Below are 15,068 nucleotides of genomic sequence, written 5' to 3' on the forward strand. Positions count from 1 at the left end.
ATGGCCGAGCCACGTACTGCCTTTGAACTGCTTCTTGATATGGATCGACGCTGTCGTTCGCTGGCGGCGGGCCTGCCGCTGCAGGAAGCTCATCAGCAGGATTGGGTCGGCATCGGTTTCCGGATGGGTGAGCAGCGCTTCGTGGCACCTATCGGCGAAATCGCCGAAATCCTTCACGAGCCTCATCATGCAGTTATGCCGGGCGTGAAGTTCTGGGTGGCGGGTATCGCCAATCTGCGCGGCCGACTGTTGCCACTCATGGATTTATGCGGGTTTTTCGGCCACGAACTGACCCCCGCGCGCAAACAGCGCCGGGTGCTGGTTGTCGAGCACAACGATGTGTTCGCCGGTCTGCTGGTCGATGAGGTGTTCGGCATGCAACGTTTCAGTCAGTTGAGCCTCATACCCCAGACATCACAAGACATCAATCAAGGTATCGCGCCGTTCTTGCGCGGGCAGTTCATTCGCGAGCAGGCGTGGCAGATATTCAGTCCGTGGGCGCTGGTGCAGTCTGCAGACTTCATGGACCTGGCATCTTAGGCTCTGGTTTGTTTTGTTTCACAATTGATCCAGGCGGGGGCCTGATTAATGAGTAATACAGGCAGATCAAGGGAAGGCGCGCGCAGCCGGACGCAGATTATTCTGCTGTTTGTCGCGCTTATCGTTTTCATCATGTTGCTGTTCGCCAACTTCGCCTATCTCAACACTCAATCGAACTACGACAAACAGTACATCGGGCATGCTGGTGAGCTACGCGTGTTATCCCAGCGCATCGCGAAAAACGCCACCGAAGCGGCCGCCGGTAAAACCCAGGCGTTCAAGCTGCTGGCCGATGCGCGCAACGATTTCGACGTGCGCTGGGGCTACCTGAGAAAAGGCGATCCGGCCACCGGGCTGCCTGCGGCTCCTGATCTGATACGCGACGAATTGCGCACCGTTCAGCGCGACTGGGAAGGGCTGCGCAAAAGTACCGATGTGATTCTGGCCAGCGAACAGACGGTTTTGTCGCTGCATCAGGTGGCTGCGACACTGGCCGAAACCATCCCGCAATTGCAGGCCGAATACGAAAAGGTCGTGGAAAGCCTTCTGCAAAGCCGTGCGCCGGCTGCGCAGGTGGTGGTTGCGCAACGTCAGGCGCTGCTCGCAGAACGAATCCTCGGCTCGGTCAATACCGTGCTGGCCGGTGACGAAACAGCGGTGCAGGCAGCCGATGCGTTTGGCCGCGACGCCAGCCAGTTTGGTCGTGTGCTCAACGGCATGCTGGAGGGCAACGCCACGCTGCGAATCTCCCAGGTTGAAGACCGCGATGCCCGTGCACGGTTGGCGGAAATTGCCGAGCTGTTCGAGTTTGTGTCCGGCTCGGTGGACGAGATTCTTGAAACCTCGCCCGAGCTGTATCAGGTGCGTGAGGCGTCCGGAAACATTTTCAACACCTCACAGACCCTGCTGGATGAAACCTCGGTACTCACCAACAGCCTGGAAAACATGGCCAAGCGCCGTACTGTGAATACCATCGGTGGCTATGTACTGGGCTTGCTGGCGCTGATGTCGATCATCCTTATCGGTCTGGTCATGGTCCGCGAGACCAACCGCCAGTTGCGCGAAACCGCACAGAAGAGCGAGCGTAACCAGACGGCGATCATGCGCTTGCTGGACGAGATCGAGAACCTCGCTGACGGTGATCTGACGGTGACGGCCTCGGTGACCGAAGATTTCACTGGCGCGATTGCCGATTCCATCAATTATTCCATCGACCAGTTGCGCGAGCTGGTGGTGACCATCAACCTGACGGTCGAACAGGTTGCTGCTGCCGTTACCGAAACTCAGGCCACGGCCATGCAGTTGTCTGCCGCCTCCGAGCATCAGGCGCTGCAGATCAGCGCGGCTTCGACGGCAATCAACGACATGGCAGCGTCCATCAATCAGGTGTCGACCAATGCATCGGAATCCTCGGCGGTGGCAGAGCGCTCCGTAGCGATTGCCAACAAGGGCAACGAGGTCGTACACAACACCATCCACGGCATGGACAACATTCGCGAACAGATTCAGGACACGTCCAAGCGTATTAAGCGCCTGGGTGAGTCTTCTCAGGAAATCGGCGATATTGTCAGTCTGATCGACGACATTGCCGATCAGACTAATATTCTGGCCCTCAACGCGGCCATTCAGGCTTCGATGGCCGGTGATGCCGGACGTGGCTTTGCCGTGGTGGCTGACGAAGTACAGCGGCTGGCCGAGCGCTCGTCGTCTGCCACCAAGCAGATCGAAACGCTGGTGCGGGCCATTCAGAACGACACCAACGAGGCGGTTATCTCCATGGAGCAGACCACCAGCGAGGTGGTACGCGGCGCACGACTGGCGCAGGACGCCGGGGTGGCGCTGGGGGAAATCGAAGGGGTTTCCCGAGTGCTGGCCGAACTGATCGAAAGTATCACCGATGCCGCCCACCAACAGGCCGAGTCTGCCGGGCAGATTTCGCAGATCATGACCGTCATTCAGCAGACCATCTCGCAGACCACCTCGGGCACCTCGGCCACGGCCGAAAGCATCGGCAATCTGGCAAAAATGGCCAGCGAAATGCGTCGTTCGGTATCGGGTTTTGCCCTGCCGTCATCGAAGAAAGCCGGATGATGTACAACCAATGAACAACCTTGATTGGGTAACAGGCGGTACTCGTCATGGCTGATCGTCATGATTACGTGGCCCTTGAATGGCTTAAGGGCGAAATCGCCGAAACGCTGCGCCAGGCCCGCAACGAGCTGGATGCCTTCATTGAAGACCCGGCCAACAGCGCGGCGATGGCCGAATGTCTGAACCTGGTGCATCAGGTTCATGGCAGCCTGCAGATGATCGAGTTTTACGGCGCGGCGTTGCTGGCCGAGGAAATCGAGCAACTGGCGCTGGCAGTCCAGCAGAACCGTGTCAGCCATCCGGTGGAGTCCGAGCAACTGCTGATTCAGGCCATGAGTCAGTTGCCGGTTTATCTGGAGCGTATCCACTCCGCGCGCCGCGACCTGCCGTTGGTGGTGTTGCCGTTGCTCAATGACCTGCGCAGTGCGCGGGGCGAAAGTCTGCTCTCGGAAACCAGCCTGTTCGCCCCGCAACTGGTCGTCGTTCCTGCGCTCGATGACCAGGAACTGGCGCGGCGCAATACCCCTGAATTGCCCAACCTGCTGCGCAAGCTGCGTCAGACCTTGCAGGCGGCGCTGGCGGGCCTGATGCGCGAGCAGGGCGTTCAGACCCAGCTCGGTTACATGGCCAAGGTGTTTGCCCGGCTGGAGCAGTTATGCGAGGACGCGCCGCTCGGTCCGCTCTGGCGAATCGCCTCGGCGCTGGTCGAAACCATGCTCAACGGCAACTTCACCAACAGCCCGGCCCTGCGCAGCCTGCTGAAGGATGCCGACAAGGAACTCAAGCGGCTGGCCGAGCAGGGCGTGACCGGCATCAATCAGCCGGCCCCCGAAGAGCTGCTGAAAAGCCTGCTGTTCTACATCGCCAAGTCCGACAGCCTGGCACCGAAGATGCTCGACCTCAAAGACCAGTACGCGCTGGCCGATGCCTTGCCCGGCAACGATGTGGTCAACGAAGAACGCGCACGCATGGCCGGACCGGACCGCGACGCCATGCGCTCGGTAATCGTAGCCCTGTGCGAAGGGCTGGTCCGGGTCAAGGAACGGCTTGACGTGTTCGTGCGCGGTGACCGCCAGCATGTCAGTGAACTCAACGCGCTGCCGCCGCCGTTGCGGCAGATCGCCGATACCCTTGCAGTGCTTGGCTTCGGCCAGCCGCGCAAGGTGATCATCGATCAGCTTTCTGTCGTTCTGGGGCTGGCGCAGGGGCAGCGCGAGCCCAGCGACGGCGCGCTGATGGATGTCGCGGGTGCCTTGCTCTACGTCGAATCGACCCTCGCGGGCATGGCCGGGAGCAACGAACAGGCCAGTCGCGAAGAAAGCCGCCTGCCGACCACTGACCTGACGCAAATTCATCAACTGGTGATTCGCGAAGCCCGCACGGTGTTGCAGCAGGCCAAGGACGTGATCCTCGATTACATCGACGGCGAGTGGGACCGCCAGCGGCTTGACCCGCTTTGCGCGCTGATCGTGCAGGTTCGCGGTGCGCTGGCGATGATCCCGCTGGCCCGTGCTGCCAGCCTGCTGGCCGCCTGCAACGAATACATTCAGGAACACCTGCTGGTGGACGAAACCCGTCCCAGCTGGGTTCAGCTCGATTGCCTGGCCGATACAATTACTGGCATCGAGTATTACCTGGAGCGCATGCTCGAAGACCATGAAGCGCCGGGTGATCAGGTCCTCGACATGGCTCAGCAAAGCCTGGCGCGGTTGGGCTATACGCCCGCTGCCGATACCCTTGAAGTGCCGCTGCTGGAAGAAATCATCACCCAGGATGAGTTGCTGGAACTGGATGATCGCAAGGCGCTGGTCAGCCCTGCGCAAACCATTGCCCAGGTCCTCGCCAGCCCGGTGTCGGCAGTCAATCCGCCTGCCCGCAACGTGCCCACCAGCCTGTTGCCGCCCTCGGCAGACGAAGAGGCGGTGGACGACGAGTTGCGCGAAGTCTTTCTGGAAGAGGCAGACGAGGTGCTCGACGCATTGCGCGAGTATCTGCCGCGCTGGTTTGCCTCGCTGGGCAGCGGCGGCCATTGGGACAGCACCGCACTGACCGAAGTGCGCCGGGCGTTTCATACCCTCAAGGGCAGCGGCCGGATGGTGCGTGCGCTGATTCTCAGCGAACTGGCCTGGTCGGTGGAGAACCTGCTTAACCGGGTGCTGGAAGGCGATGTGCTGGCGGGTCTTGAAGTTCAGCAATTGATGAGCGAAGTGCTGACGCTGCTGCCGTCGGTGATTCGCGATTTCGCCGAGGATGCGCAGCGCCAGCGTAACGATGTCGACCTGCTGGCGGCCCGTGCCCATGCGCTGGCCAATGGACTTGAGCTGCCGGCACTGCCCGCAACCGGTGAATCTGTGCCGGTCGAAGCGCTTGATCCGCAATTGCTGGAAATTTTCCGTCAGGAAGCGCTCGGGCATCTGAATACCCTGGGTCGCTTCCTCGACAACGCCGAACAATCGGCATCGCCTTCAATCAGCGACGCAGTGCTGCGTGCGCTGCACACCCTTAAAGGCAGCGCGCACATGGCCGGTGTGTTGCCGATTGCCGAGCTGGCCAGCCCGCTCGACCAGTTGGTGCGCGAATACAAAGCCAACCTTATCGACATCGGCGCGCCCGAACTCGCCCTGCTGCGCAGCGCAGAACCGTTGTTGCACGACGGGCTCAAGCAACTCGACACAACCCCGCTGGCAGCCATTGCGGGTGCTGCGGAGCTGATCGAAGCGGCCCTGGCGCTACTCAACGAGCGGCTCACTGTGGTGCTGCGCGAGTCGGACAGTGGCCTGCGGATCAAGCGTAATCCCACGCTGCTTGCCGGCTTTCTGGCCGAAGGCATGGATATCGTGCTGGATGCGGAAAACCTGTTGCGGCGCTGGCGTCAGCACCCGGGCGAACGTCAGGAGCTGAGCGCGTTGCTCGATGAACTGACCACGCTGGGGCATGGCGCGCATCTGGCCGATCTGCCGCAGGTCGATGAGCTCTGTGAAGCCTTGCTCGACCTATACGGGGCGGTCGAGGAAAGCAGCCTGGCGGTCAGCGAACGCTTTTTCGATGCGGCAGAGAACGCCCACGAAGCGTTGATCAATATGCTTGATCAGGTGGCTGCCGGTCAGGATGTCGAACCGCGTCCCGAATGCGTGCGAGCCTTGAACCAGTTGCTGGATCAGGCGCTGGACCCTTCGGCGACCGGTCTGGTCAAGAGCGATGGCCATCGGACCCTGAGCGTTACCGAACTCAACGCGGCCACCGAGCAACTGGCCAGTGAGGCTGAGCATGCTGAAACTGCTGGCCCTGACGACGAGATCGTCGAGATATTTCTGGAAGAGGCTGTCGATATCCTCGACAGCGCCGGTCAGGCGTTACAGCGCTGGCTGGCTGATCCGGAAAACTCCGCGCCGCTGGCCTCACTGCAGCGCGACCTGCACACCCTCAAGGGCGGCGCGCGGATGGCCGAGGTGGCCGAGGTGGGCGACCTTGCCCACGAACTGGAAAACCTCTACGAAGGCTTGATCGACCGGCGCTTCAACCATTCGCCAGCGCTGGCCGAGCTGCTGCATGAGAGTCACGACCACCTGGCGATTCTGCTGGAGCAGTTGTATCGGCAGGAAGCGCTCAGTGACCCCTCGGCCTTGATCGAAGCGCTGGGCCGCTGCCGCTCGCTCGAGAGCTCAGGGGCTGATGTGCAGGCACCGCCAGCGGCCAGCGAAGATCCTCCTGAACATGACACCGAGCTGCGTGAAGTCTTCCTTGAGGAGGGTTTCGACATTATCGAAAGCTCGGGCGCTGCGCTGGCCCGCTGGCAGGCCGATCCGCACAACCTGCTGGAAGTCGAAAACCTATTGCGCGACCTGCACACCCTCAAGGGCGGTGCGCGGATGGTCGAAATCGCCCCGATAGGCGACCTCGCCCACGAGCTGGAAACGCTTTACGAAGGGCTTTCTGCCGGCAACCTGCAGCCTGCGCCATTGACGATCAGCCTGTTGCAGAGCGGTCACGATGTGCTGGCCGATATGCTCGACGCAGTGCGTAACGAAAAGCCGCTGCCTGATGCCTCGCTGCTGATTGAAAGCATCCGCAGACTGGCCAGCGATGAACCGGTGGGCGAGCCGGTGGTTGCGCAAACCTTTGAAACCGGTCCTGAATCGGTGGTGGCCGTCGCGCCTGCTGCTGACGGCGAGGTCGAGCGCAGTGGGCCGGAAATGGTCAAGGTGCCCGCCGAGCAACTGGAAGACCTGGTCAACCTGGCCGGTGAAACGTCTATTTTCCGTGGGCGGATCGAACAGCAGATTCTGGATTCGCAGGTCGCGCTGCTGGAAGTTGAAACCACTATCGAGCGGATGCGCGATCAATTGCGTCGACTGGATATGGAAACCCAAGGCCGTATTCTCAGTCGCGAGCAGGTTCAGGCCGAGCGGCTGGGTTATGAGGAATTCGACCCGCTGGAAATGGACCGTCATTCGCAGTTGCAACAGTTGTCGCGTGCGCTTTTCGAGTCTGCCTCCGACCTGATGGACCTCAAGGAAACCCTCGGTGCGCGGGCCCGCGACGCTGAAACGCTGCTGTCGCAACAGGCCAGGGTCAACACCCAGTTGCAGGAAGGCCTGATGCGTACGCGCATGGTGCCGTTCGAACGCCTGGTGCCGCGTTTGCGTCGCTTGGTGCGCCAGGTTGCCTCGGAACTGCACAAGAAGGTCCATTTCGAGGTCGGCAATGCCGACGGTGAAATGGACCGAAATGTGTTGGAAAGGATGGTCGCGCCGCTGGAACACATGCTGCGCAACGCTGTTGATCATGGCCTGGAAAGCACCGAAAAACGCATCGCTGCCGGTAAGCCGGAGCAGGGCCATATCAGCCTTGAGCTGATGTACGAAGGCGGCGATATGGTGATCGAGTTGAGCGATGACGGCTCGGGTGTCGACCTGGCGGCCGTGCGCCGCAAGGCCATCAAACGCGGCATGATCCATCCGGATGCCGATCTGTCCGACCATGAGGTTTTGCCGTTCATTCTGCAGGCGGGGTTTTCCACCAGCGAGATCATCACCCAGATTTCCGGACGTGGCGTCGGCATGGATGTGGTGCATGCCGAGGTCAAACAACTGGGCGGCTCGATGGTCATCGACTCGGTGCCTGGCAAGGGCACGCGCTTCCGTATTCGCCTGCCTATTTCGGTGTCGGTCAACCGTGCGCTGATGGTGACCTGCGGCGAAGAGCAATATGCCGTGCCGCTCAATACCGTCGATGGCATCGTGCGCGTCATGGCCAACGAGCTGGATGGCTATTACCAGACCAGCCCGCCGCGTTATCAATACGGCGGACGCAGCTACGAGCTGCGTTATCTGGGCGAGTTGCTGGGCAGCAGTCCACCCAGGCTTGCCGGGCAATTGCAGCCGCTGCCTGTATTGCTGGTGCATTTGCAGGATCAGTGGGTGGCGGTGCAGGTCGATGCGCTGGCAGGTTCACGCGAAATTGTGGTCAAGAGCCTTGGTACGCAGTTCTCAAGGGTGCAGGGCATTTCCGGTGCGACTATTCTGGGTGATGGGCGTGTGGTCCTGATTCTCGACTTGATGGCGCAGATTCGTACCTTGCAGGGCTTGCCTTTCAGAGGGTTGGCGCCTGTCTACCACGAAGCCGAGCACGCCAGGCCGTTGCTGGTGATGGTGGTGGACGATTCGGTGACGGTACGCAAAGTCACCAGCCGGTTGCTTGAGCGCCACGGCATGCATGTGCTGACCGCCAAGGACGGGATTGACGCCATGACCCTGTTGCAGGAGCACACGCCTGACATCATGCTGCTGGATATCGAAATGCCGCGCATGGACGGCTTTGAAGTGGCCAGCCAGATCCGCCAGGACGAACAGCTCAAGGAACTGCCGATCATCATGATCACTTCCCGCTCGGGCCAGAAGCACCGGGATCGGGCCATGGCGGTGGGCGTCAACGAGTACCTGAGCAAGCCTTATCAGGAAACCGTGTTGCTGGAGAGTATTGCTTACTGGAGTCAGGTGCATGTCTGAAGGTACGTTCCAGACCAGTCGCCTGACCAGCCTTACCGGCCTGCTGTTGCCGTTGAGTGACCGGCATTTGCTGCTGCCCAACGTCGCGGTCGCCGAGTTGATCGACTATCAGGACTGCAGCGCAGAGCCGGGCGCTCCCGAGTGGTATCTGGGACCGATCAGTTGGCGCGAGCTGACCTTGCCGCTGCTCAGTTTCGAAGCCGCCTGCGGAGGCCGCACCCGCGTGGGTGGCCGGGCCCGGATTGTAGTGCTCAATGCACTGGGCGGGCGTAACGACGTCAGGTTCATCGCGTTGCTCACCCAAGGCATTCCGCGCTCGTGCAAAGTCGACAGCCAGTTGAGCTACGTCGACGTCCCACTGGCCGAACTGGAGCTGGCTGCTGTACAGATCGGCGAAACCGTCGCGCGCATCCCCGACCTGGAAGGGCTGGAGCAGTGGCTGGTGGATGCAGGGCTGTCATAGGTAAAGAGGACGCAGAGCGTCCAGAGCGGCATGCGACGCGGAGCGCCGCACGATAGTCATAGTTGAGGTGATCGTTCCTCACGCTCCAGCGTGGGAATGCCGTGCGTGACGCTCCGCGTCACAAATCTGCGCCGCGCCGCACAGTCAGGATCGGACGCAGAGCGTCCAGAACGGCATGCGACGCGGAGCGCCGCACGATAGTTGAGATTATCGTTCCGCACGCTCCAGCGTGGGAATGCCGTGCGTGACGCTCCGCGTCAAAGATCTGTGCCGCACCGCACATTCCGGATAGGACGCGGAGCGTCCAGAACTGCATGCGACGCGGAGCGCCGCACGATAGTTACAGGATTATCGTTCCGCACGCTCCAGCGTGGGAATGCCGTGCGTGACGCTCCGCGTCACAAATCTGCGCCGCACCGCACAGTCAGGATCGGACGCAGAGCGTCCAGAACGGCATGCGACGCGGACCGCCGCACGATAGCTACAGGATTATCGTTCCTCACGCTCCAGCGTGGGAATGCCGTGCGTGATGCTCCGCGTCACAAATCTGCGACGCGCCGCGTAGCACGATAGTTGAGGTTATCGCCCACGCTGAGCATAGGCACGATAGGGGACCAAAAGCCTCACGACGAACAGCTGATTTCCAGATGCTTGCCCCAGTCCGGTGGTCGCTGGGCGTAGCCTTCCATTCCGGGTTGTTCGGTGAAGGGCGTGCAGAGCACTTGGTGCAGGCGGCGGACTTCTGCATAGTCACCTTTTTCCGCTGCGGCGATAGCGTTCTGGGCCAGGTAGTTGCGCAGGATGTACAGCGGATTGACCGCGTGCATGCGGGTTTGACGCTCTTGCTCGGTGCCTTTGCCCTCGCCGGCAATACGCGCCAGATACGCTTCTGCCCAGCCATCGAAGCCCTTGATGTCGACAAAGTCGTCGCGCAATGTGCGCAGCGCTTCTGCGGCGGGCTGATCGCCCAGGCGGCGGAAAAACAGGGTGTAGTCCACGCCACTGTTCTGCATCAGCTTCAACAATTGGCTGACCAGTTGTTCGTCCTGCTCTTGGGCAATGGTCAGGCCCAGGCGACGACGCATCAGGTCCAGGTAGTGCGCCTGATACAGCGGCAGGAACAAACCGATAGTCTCGCGTAACGCTTCCACGCTGATGAACGGTGTCAGCGCCTGCGCCAGTGCGCTCAGGTTCCATTGTGCGATAGGTACCTGATTGCTGAAGGAGTAGCGGCCCTCGTGATCGGAGTGGTTACAGATGAAGTGCTCGTCGAAATCATCCAGAAACGCAAACGGCCCGAAATCGAAGGTAATGCCCAGAATCGACATGTTGTCGGTGTTCATCACGCCGTGGCAGAAACCGTAGGCCTGCCACTTGGCAATCAGCTCGGCGTTGCGCTCGACGATTTCGCGGAACATCGCCAGATACGGCTCTGGCTGTTCCTGACAATGCGGGTAATGCATCGTCAGCACATGTTCGGCCAGCGTCTTCAACTGCTCTGGCTGTTTGGTGTAGAAGAAGTATTCCAGACTGCCGAAGCGCACATGGCTCTGCGCCAGACGCAGCACCATCGCGGCGTGCTCCTGGGTTTCGCGCCATACCGGCGTGCTGGAACTGACTACGCAACCGGCACGGCTGCTGGGGATACCCAAAGCGTGCAACGCTTCGGAAGCCAGAAACTCACGGATCGACGAACGCAGCACGGCGCGCCCGTCACCCATCCGCGAGTACGGCGTGCGGCCCGCGCCCTTGAGGTGCAGGTCCCAGTGTTCGCCAGCGTCGTTGTACGCCTCGCCCAGCAACAGCCCGCGGCCGTCGCCCAGGCGCGGGTTGTAGGAACCAAACTGATGGCCGGAGTAAACCATCGCTCGCGGCTCGGCTTCGGACCACAGCTTGTGGCCGCTGAATATCTCCGCGAACAGCGGCAGATCGGCTTGTTCAGGGGCCAGGTCCAGCAGTGCCAGCGCTGACTGGCTTGCAACCACAAGCCGCGGCGTTTCGATGGGCTCAGACAGCACGGAGGTGGAGAACGCATCGCCCAGACGGGCAAAGCGGTTGTCGAAAATGAGTTCGTCGAGTGCTTTCAAAACGTAGCGCCTCCAGAGGGGGATTTCAGGCTTTAAACGAAGCGGCGGCCTGCCTGGCTCGTCGGGCGTGTTGCAGCGGTCAGAACCCGTAGACCGGGTCCCGGGGTGGTAGTTCTGGCGATCAGGTAGACGCCCGGACTAGCGGCCCCGGGTTCGCTCGTAGGCGGCCAGAATCGTGCGCTCCGATTGCACCAGATATTCTTCGAGCATATGGGTCGCTTCATCGGTCTTGCCAGCGTCGAGGCGGCCGAGCACGGCAGCATTCATGTCCAGGTAGGGCGAATGGAGCAATTCCGGATTGTTGAGCAGCCCGAAAGCCAAGCGCAATTCTGCCGAGATCTGCGCATAAAACGCTACCAGTCGCGGGCTGTCGGACAGTTCGACGATGGCCTTGTGAAACTTCATGTTGGCGGTGCCCACGGCCATCCAGTCATTGGCTTCACGGGCGCGCACGCCTGCCTCGACCGCATTGCGCATGTTCTGCACGCCAGGATGCTGCGGATATGCCTGGGCAATCGCTCTGCATTCGATGAAGCGCCGGATGCGATAAATATCGATGATCGAAGCCATGTCAGGCTTGGCCACGGTCACTCCGCGGTTGGGTTCATGAGTGAGCAAACCCTCGCGGGTCAGAATTCTGAAGGCTTCTCTCAAGGTATTGCGGGAAATCTGCAGGCTTTCGGCCAGCGCCGCTTCCGAAAGGCGTTGACCGGGAACCAGCTCACCCTCGACCAGCATTCTGCGAAGCTCTGTGGTGATGGATTCTCCAAGAGTACGGGGGAGGAGAGAAGCAGCGTCGTTCATAAAGGGTCCGGATAAGGAAAAGCCGAGTCGATATTCCACGACAGCTCATTGGCTGGCAAGGACGAAGGCCATCCGATGCTTCATCAGGTAGCACACTTGAGTTCAAGCGTAACAATATGGTGCGTATTGTTGATCCATAGTATTTAGATTGTTCAACAATATTATCTTTATGTATCTACAACTTGGCGCTGTTTAATGCCCTTTGGCATGCTCATTGCTCTGGCAGGTTACCTCTCATCTCAGGAATGCCGCCGTGACACAGACTGCCAATGAGTTCACCAAGGCGCGTCGCGCCTCATTGATCGCCGCGATCTTCATGATGGCGACCTCTGCCATCGGCCCAGGCTTTCTGACCCAGACAGCCACCTTCACCGCGACCCTGGGGGCGGCGTTTGCCTTCGGCATTCTGGCGTCGATCCTGATCGACTTCGTGGTGCAGTTGAATGTCTGGCGCATCGTGACGCTGACCAGAATGCGCGCGGCCGATCTGGCCAACGCAGCGATCCCGGGCAGTGGTTATCTGCTCGCGGTACTGGTCATCTTCGGCGGCCTGGTGTTCAGTCTGGGCAACATCGCCGGTGCGGGCCTGGGCCTGAATGCGTTGACCGGTCTTGATCCCAAATGGGGGGGCGCCTTGAGCGCGCTGATCGCCATCGCGATTTTCTCATCGCACCGCGCCGGCATTGCCATGGACCGCATCATGATGGTGCTGGGCACCCTGAAGGTCTGCCTGATCCTCTTCGCCGCCTTTGCCTCGCACCCGCCGCTGGGCGAGGCGCTGCGCCAGACGGTATTGCCGGACATGGTTGATTTCGCCGCCATCACCACCATCGTCGGCGGCACGGTCGGTGGCTATATCACTTACGCCGGTGCTCACCGCTTGCTGGATCGCGGCACCGTCGGGGTCGAGAACATCGATGTAGTGTCCAAGGCGGCGCTGACCGGTATTCTGGTCACCGGGGTTGTCCGTTACATACTTTTTCTGGCAATCCTCTGCGTGGTCGCCAGCGGCGTTGTCATCGATGTATCCGGCCAGGGCGCAAACCCTGCGGCCCAGGCGTTCACCGCTGCCGCTGGCAACTTCGGCCTGATCATGTTCGGCCTGGTGCTCTGGGCGGCCGGCATCAGCAGCGTGATCGGCGCGTCCTATACTTCGATGTCGTTCATCACGGTATTTTCCAAACGCATCACCGAGCGCGTGCGCAACCTTGCCACGGTCGGCTTTATCCTGATCACCGTGGTCGTATACGTCATGTGGGGCAAACCACCGGCTGCGCTGCTGGTGTTTGCCGGTGGCTTCAACGGCTTGATTCTGCCACTGGGCCTGAGCATTTTCATGTACGTGGGCTGGCGTCGGTCCGACATGATGGACGGCTACCACTACCCGCGCTGGCTATTGGTGCTGGGCGTGCTGACCTGTCTGCTGTCGTGGTACATGGCGTTCAAATCGGCGGGAGCCATCTTTGCCTTCATCAATGCAGCCTGATTTCGGAGAATAAAAATGCCTGCAATAGACCTCAACAGTGATCTCGGTGAAAGCTTCGGCGCCTGGAGCATGGGCGACGACGAGGCGATTCTCGATGTGGTCAGCAGTGCCAACGTGGCCTGCGGTTTTCATGCTGGCGATCCGGCCGGCATCCTCCGTACCCTTGAGGCCGCTGCGGCCAGGGGCGTGGCCATTGGTGCGCATGTGGCTTACCCGGACCTCGTCGGGTTTGGCCGCCGCAATATGGATATCCCGAGCGACCAACTGACCGCCGACGTCATTTACCAGATCGGCGCGCTTCAGGGGCTGGCGCGCAGCGCCGGTACCAGCGTGACATACGTCAAACCTCACGGCGCGCTGTACAACACCATCGCTGGCGATCAGCGCCAGGCGGCGGCGGTCATTCAGGCGCTGTTGCGCATCGACCCTGCGCTGAAGCTGGTGTGTCTGGCCAATTCGCCACTGCTCGGCTGGGCGCGGGAAGCCGGACTGGCGTGCGTTGCCGAAGCGTTCGCCGACCGGGCCTACACCGCTGAAGGCACGCTGGTCTCCCGTTCGCGGCCCGGTGCCGTGCTGCACGATGCCGAACTGATCGCCGAACGCATGCTGCGTCTGGTGCGCGACGGGGTTATCGAGGCTGAAGACGGCCGCGAAATCAGTCTGCAAGCCGATTCTATCTGCGTACACGGCGACAGCCCGGGCGCGGTGAACATCGCCCGCATCCTGAAAGACCGTTTGCACGACGCAGGCGTTACCGTCCGCGCATTCAATAGGGGCTGATCATGAACAACACCTTGCAACACGCCCGTCAGGCGGCTATCGACGCACGTGCCCGCTATCGACAAGGGTTTGTCTCGCCTACCGCAGGTCAGGCTCCCGGTCTGACCCAGTGCAACATGATCACGCTGCCGCGCGACTGGGCCTATGACTTTCTGCTGTTCGCCCAGCGCAACCCGCAAGCCTGCCCGGTGCTGGATGTGACCGAGCCCGGCAGTTACACCACGTTGCTGGCCGAACAGGCCGACCTGCGCACCGACCTGCCGTTGTATCGGGTCTGGCGTGATGGGCAACTGGCTGAAGAAGTCAGCGACGCCAGCGAAATCTGGGCGCAGCACGGCGATCTGGTCAGTTTTCTGATCGGTTGCAGCTTCACCTTCGAGACCGACCTGATGAACGCCGGGATCGATGTGCGCCACATCAGCGAAGGCTGCAACGTACCGATGTACCGCAGCAATCGTGTCTGTCGACCTGCCGGGCGCTTGCAGGGAAACATGGTGGTGTCGATGCGGCCCATCGCTGCCGACCGGGTTGCCGAGGCAGCAAGGATCACCGGGCGCTACCCCGGCGTGCACGGCGCCCCGGTGCATGTCGGCGAACCTGAGCTGCTTGGCATCAAGGACCTTGCGCACCCGGACTTCGGCGATGCCGTGAGCATCAAGCCCGGCGAGATTCCTGTGTTCTAGGCCTGCGGCGTGACCCCGCAGGCGGTTGTCATGGCGTCTCGTGTGCCGTTCGCGATTTCCCATGCGCCGAGGCACATGTTCATTACCGATATTCCGGACAGCTACTATCACGTATAGGAGAGGCTC

At 61.0% G+C, this 15,068-nt stretch carries 8 protein-coding genes and 1 pseudogene; 7 read left to right on the forward strand and 2 right to left on the reverse strand.

Annotation, left to right across the window (positions count from 1 at the left end; translation table 11 throughout):
* The 4 genes from FFH21_RS02270 to FFH21_RS02285 are packed head-to-tail and all read left to right on the forward strand — an operon-like array spanning nucleotide 1 to nucleotide 9,102.
* Nucleotides 1-540, forward strand: coding sequence for a chemotaxis protein CheW (locus FFH21_RS02270; RefSeq protein ID WP_011167500.1), 540 nt, complete (start codon nucleotides 1-3; stop codon nucleotides 538-540).
* Between the two features lie 48 nt (nucleotides 541-588).
* On the forward strand, nucleotides 589-2,631 hold the full coding sequence (locus FFH21_RS02275) for a methyl-accepting chemotaxis protein (RefSeq protein WP_011167501.1): 2,043 nt from the start codon (nucleotides 589-591) through the stop codon (nucleotides 2,629-2,631).
* A gap of 47 nt (nucleotides 2,632-2,678) precedes the next feature.
* Complete coding sequence (locus FFH21_RS02280; protein WP_011167502.1) at nucleotides 2,679-8,639, forward strand: Hpt domain-containing protein; 5,961 nt, start codon at nucleotides 2,679-2,681, stop codon at nucleotides 8,637-8,639.
* Nucleotides 8,632-9,102: a chemotaxis protein CheW gene (locus tag FFH21_RS02285; protein WP_002551743.1), complete on the forward strand. Its 471-nt coding sequence runs from the start codon at nucleotides 8,632-8,634 to the stop codon at nucleotides 9,100-9,102. The genes FFH21_RS02280 and FFH21_RS02285 overlap by 8 nt, the downstream gene beginning before the upstream one ends.
* 623 nt (nucleotides 9,103-9,725) lie before the next feature.
* Here FFH21_RS02285 and selO read toward each other — a convergent pair.
* Nucleotides 9,726-11,189 carry a protein adenylyltransferase SelO gene (selO, locus tag FFH21_RS02305; RefSeq protein ID WP_011167503.1) on the reverse strand — a complete coding sequence of 488 codons (1,464 nt, stop codon included), beginning with the start codon at nucleotides 11,187-11,189 and terminating at the stop codon, nucleotides 9,726-9,728.
* Between the two features lie 138 nt (nucleotides 11,190-11,327).
* Nucleotides 11,328-11,993 carry a GntR family transcriptional regulator gene (locus FFH21_RS02310; protein ID WP_011167504.1) on the reverse strand — a complete coding sequence of 222 codons (666 nt, stop codon included), beginning with the start codon at nucleotides 11,991-11,993 and terminating at the stop codon, nucleotides 11,328-11,330.
* A 253-nt stretch (nucleotides 11,994-12,246) separates the two neighbouring features.
* Between FFH21_RS02310 and FFH21_RS02315 the strand changes: the two genes are divergently transcribed.
* The 3 genes and pseudogenes from FFH21_RS02315 to FFH21_RS02325 all read left to right on the forward strand — a co-directional run bounded on the left by FFH21_RS02315 (nucleotide 12,247) and on the right by FFH21_RS02325 (nucleotide 15,059).
* Nucleotides 12,247-13,479 (forward strand): NRAMP family divalent metal transporter, encoded by a 1,233-nt coding sequence (locus FFH21_RS02315; protein WP_011167505.1) that lies wholly within the window; start codon nucleotides 12,247-12,249, stop codon nucleotides 13,477-13,479.
* Between the two features lie 15 nt (nucleotides 13,480-13,494).
* A complete protein-coding gene (locus FFH21_RS02320; protein ID WP_002551748.1) occupies nucleotides 13,495-14,259 on the forward strand; it encodes a LamB/YcsF family protein in 765 nt (254 codons plus the stop codon).
* Nucleotides 14,260-14,261: 2 nt separating this feature from the next.
* Nucleotides 14,262-15,059, forward strand: a pseudogene (locus FFH21_RS02325) (putative hydro-lyase).
* The last annotated feature ends 9 nt before the right edge of the window (nucleotides 15,060-15,068 follow it).

This window comes from Pseudomonas sp. KBS0707 (assembly GCF_005937945.2).
GTDB lineage: Bacteria > Pseudomonadota > Gammaproteobacteria > Pseudomonadales > Pseudomonadaceae > Aquipseudomonas > Aquipseudomonas amygdali.

Bases quoted from the DNA above. Each gene is read 5' to 3' on its own strand.
- FFH21_RS02280 (WP_011167502.1), top strand. From the start codon at position 2,679: ATGGCTGATCGTCATGATTACGTGGCCCTTGAATGGCTTAAGGGCGAA.
- FFH21_RS02320 (WP_002551748.1), top strand. From the start codon at position 13,495: ATGCCTGCAATAGACCTCAACAGTGATCTCGGTGAAAGCTTCGGCGCC.
- FFH21_RS02275 (WP_011167501.1), top strand. From the start codon at position 589: ATGAGTAATACAGGCAGATCAAGGGAAGGCGCGCGCAGCCGGACGCAG.
- FFH21_RS02285 (WP_002551743.1), top strand. From the start codon at position 8,632: ATGTCTGAAGGTACGTTCCAGACCAGTCGCCTGACCAGCCTTACCGGC.
- FFH21_RS02270 (WP_011167500.1), top strand. From the start codon at position 1: ATGGCCGAGCCACGTACTGCCTTTGAACTGCTTCTTGATATGGATCGA.
- FFH21_RS02310 (WP_011167504.1), bottom strand. From the start codon at position 11,993: ATGAACGACGCTGCTTCTCTCCTCCCCCGTACTCTTGGAGAATCCATC.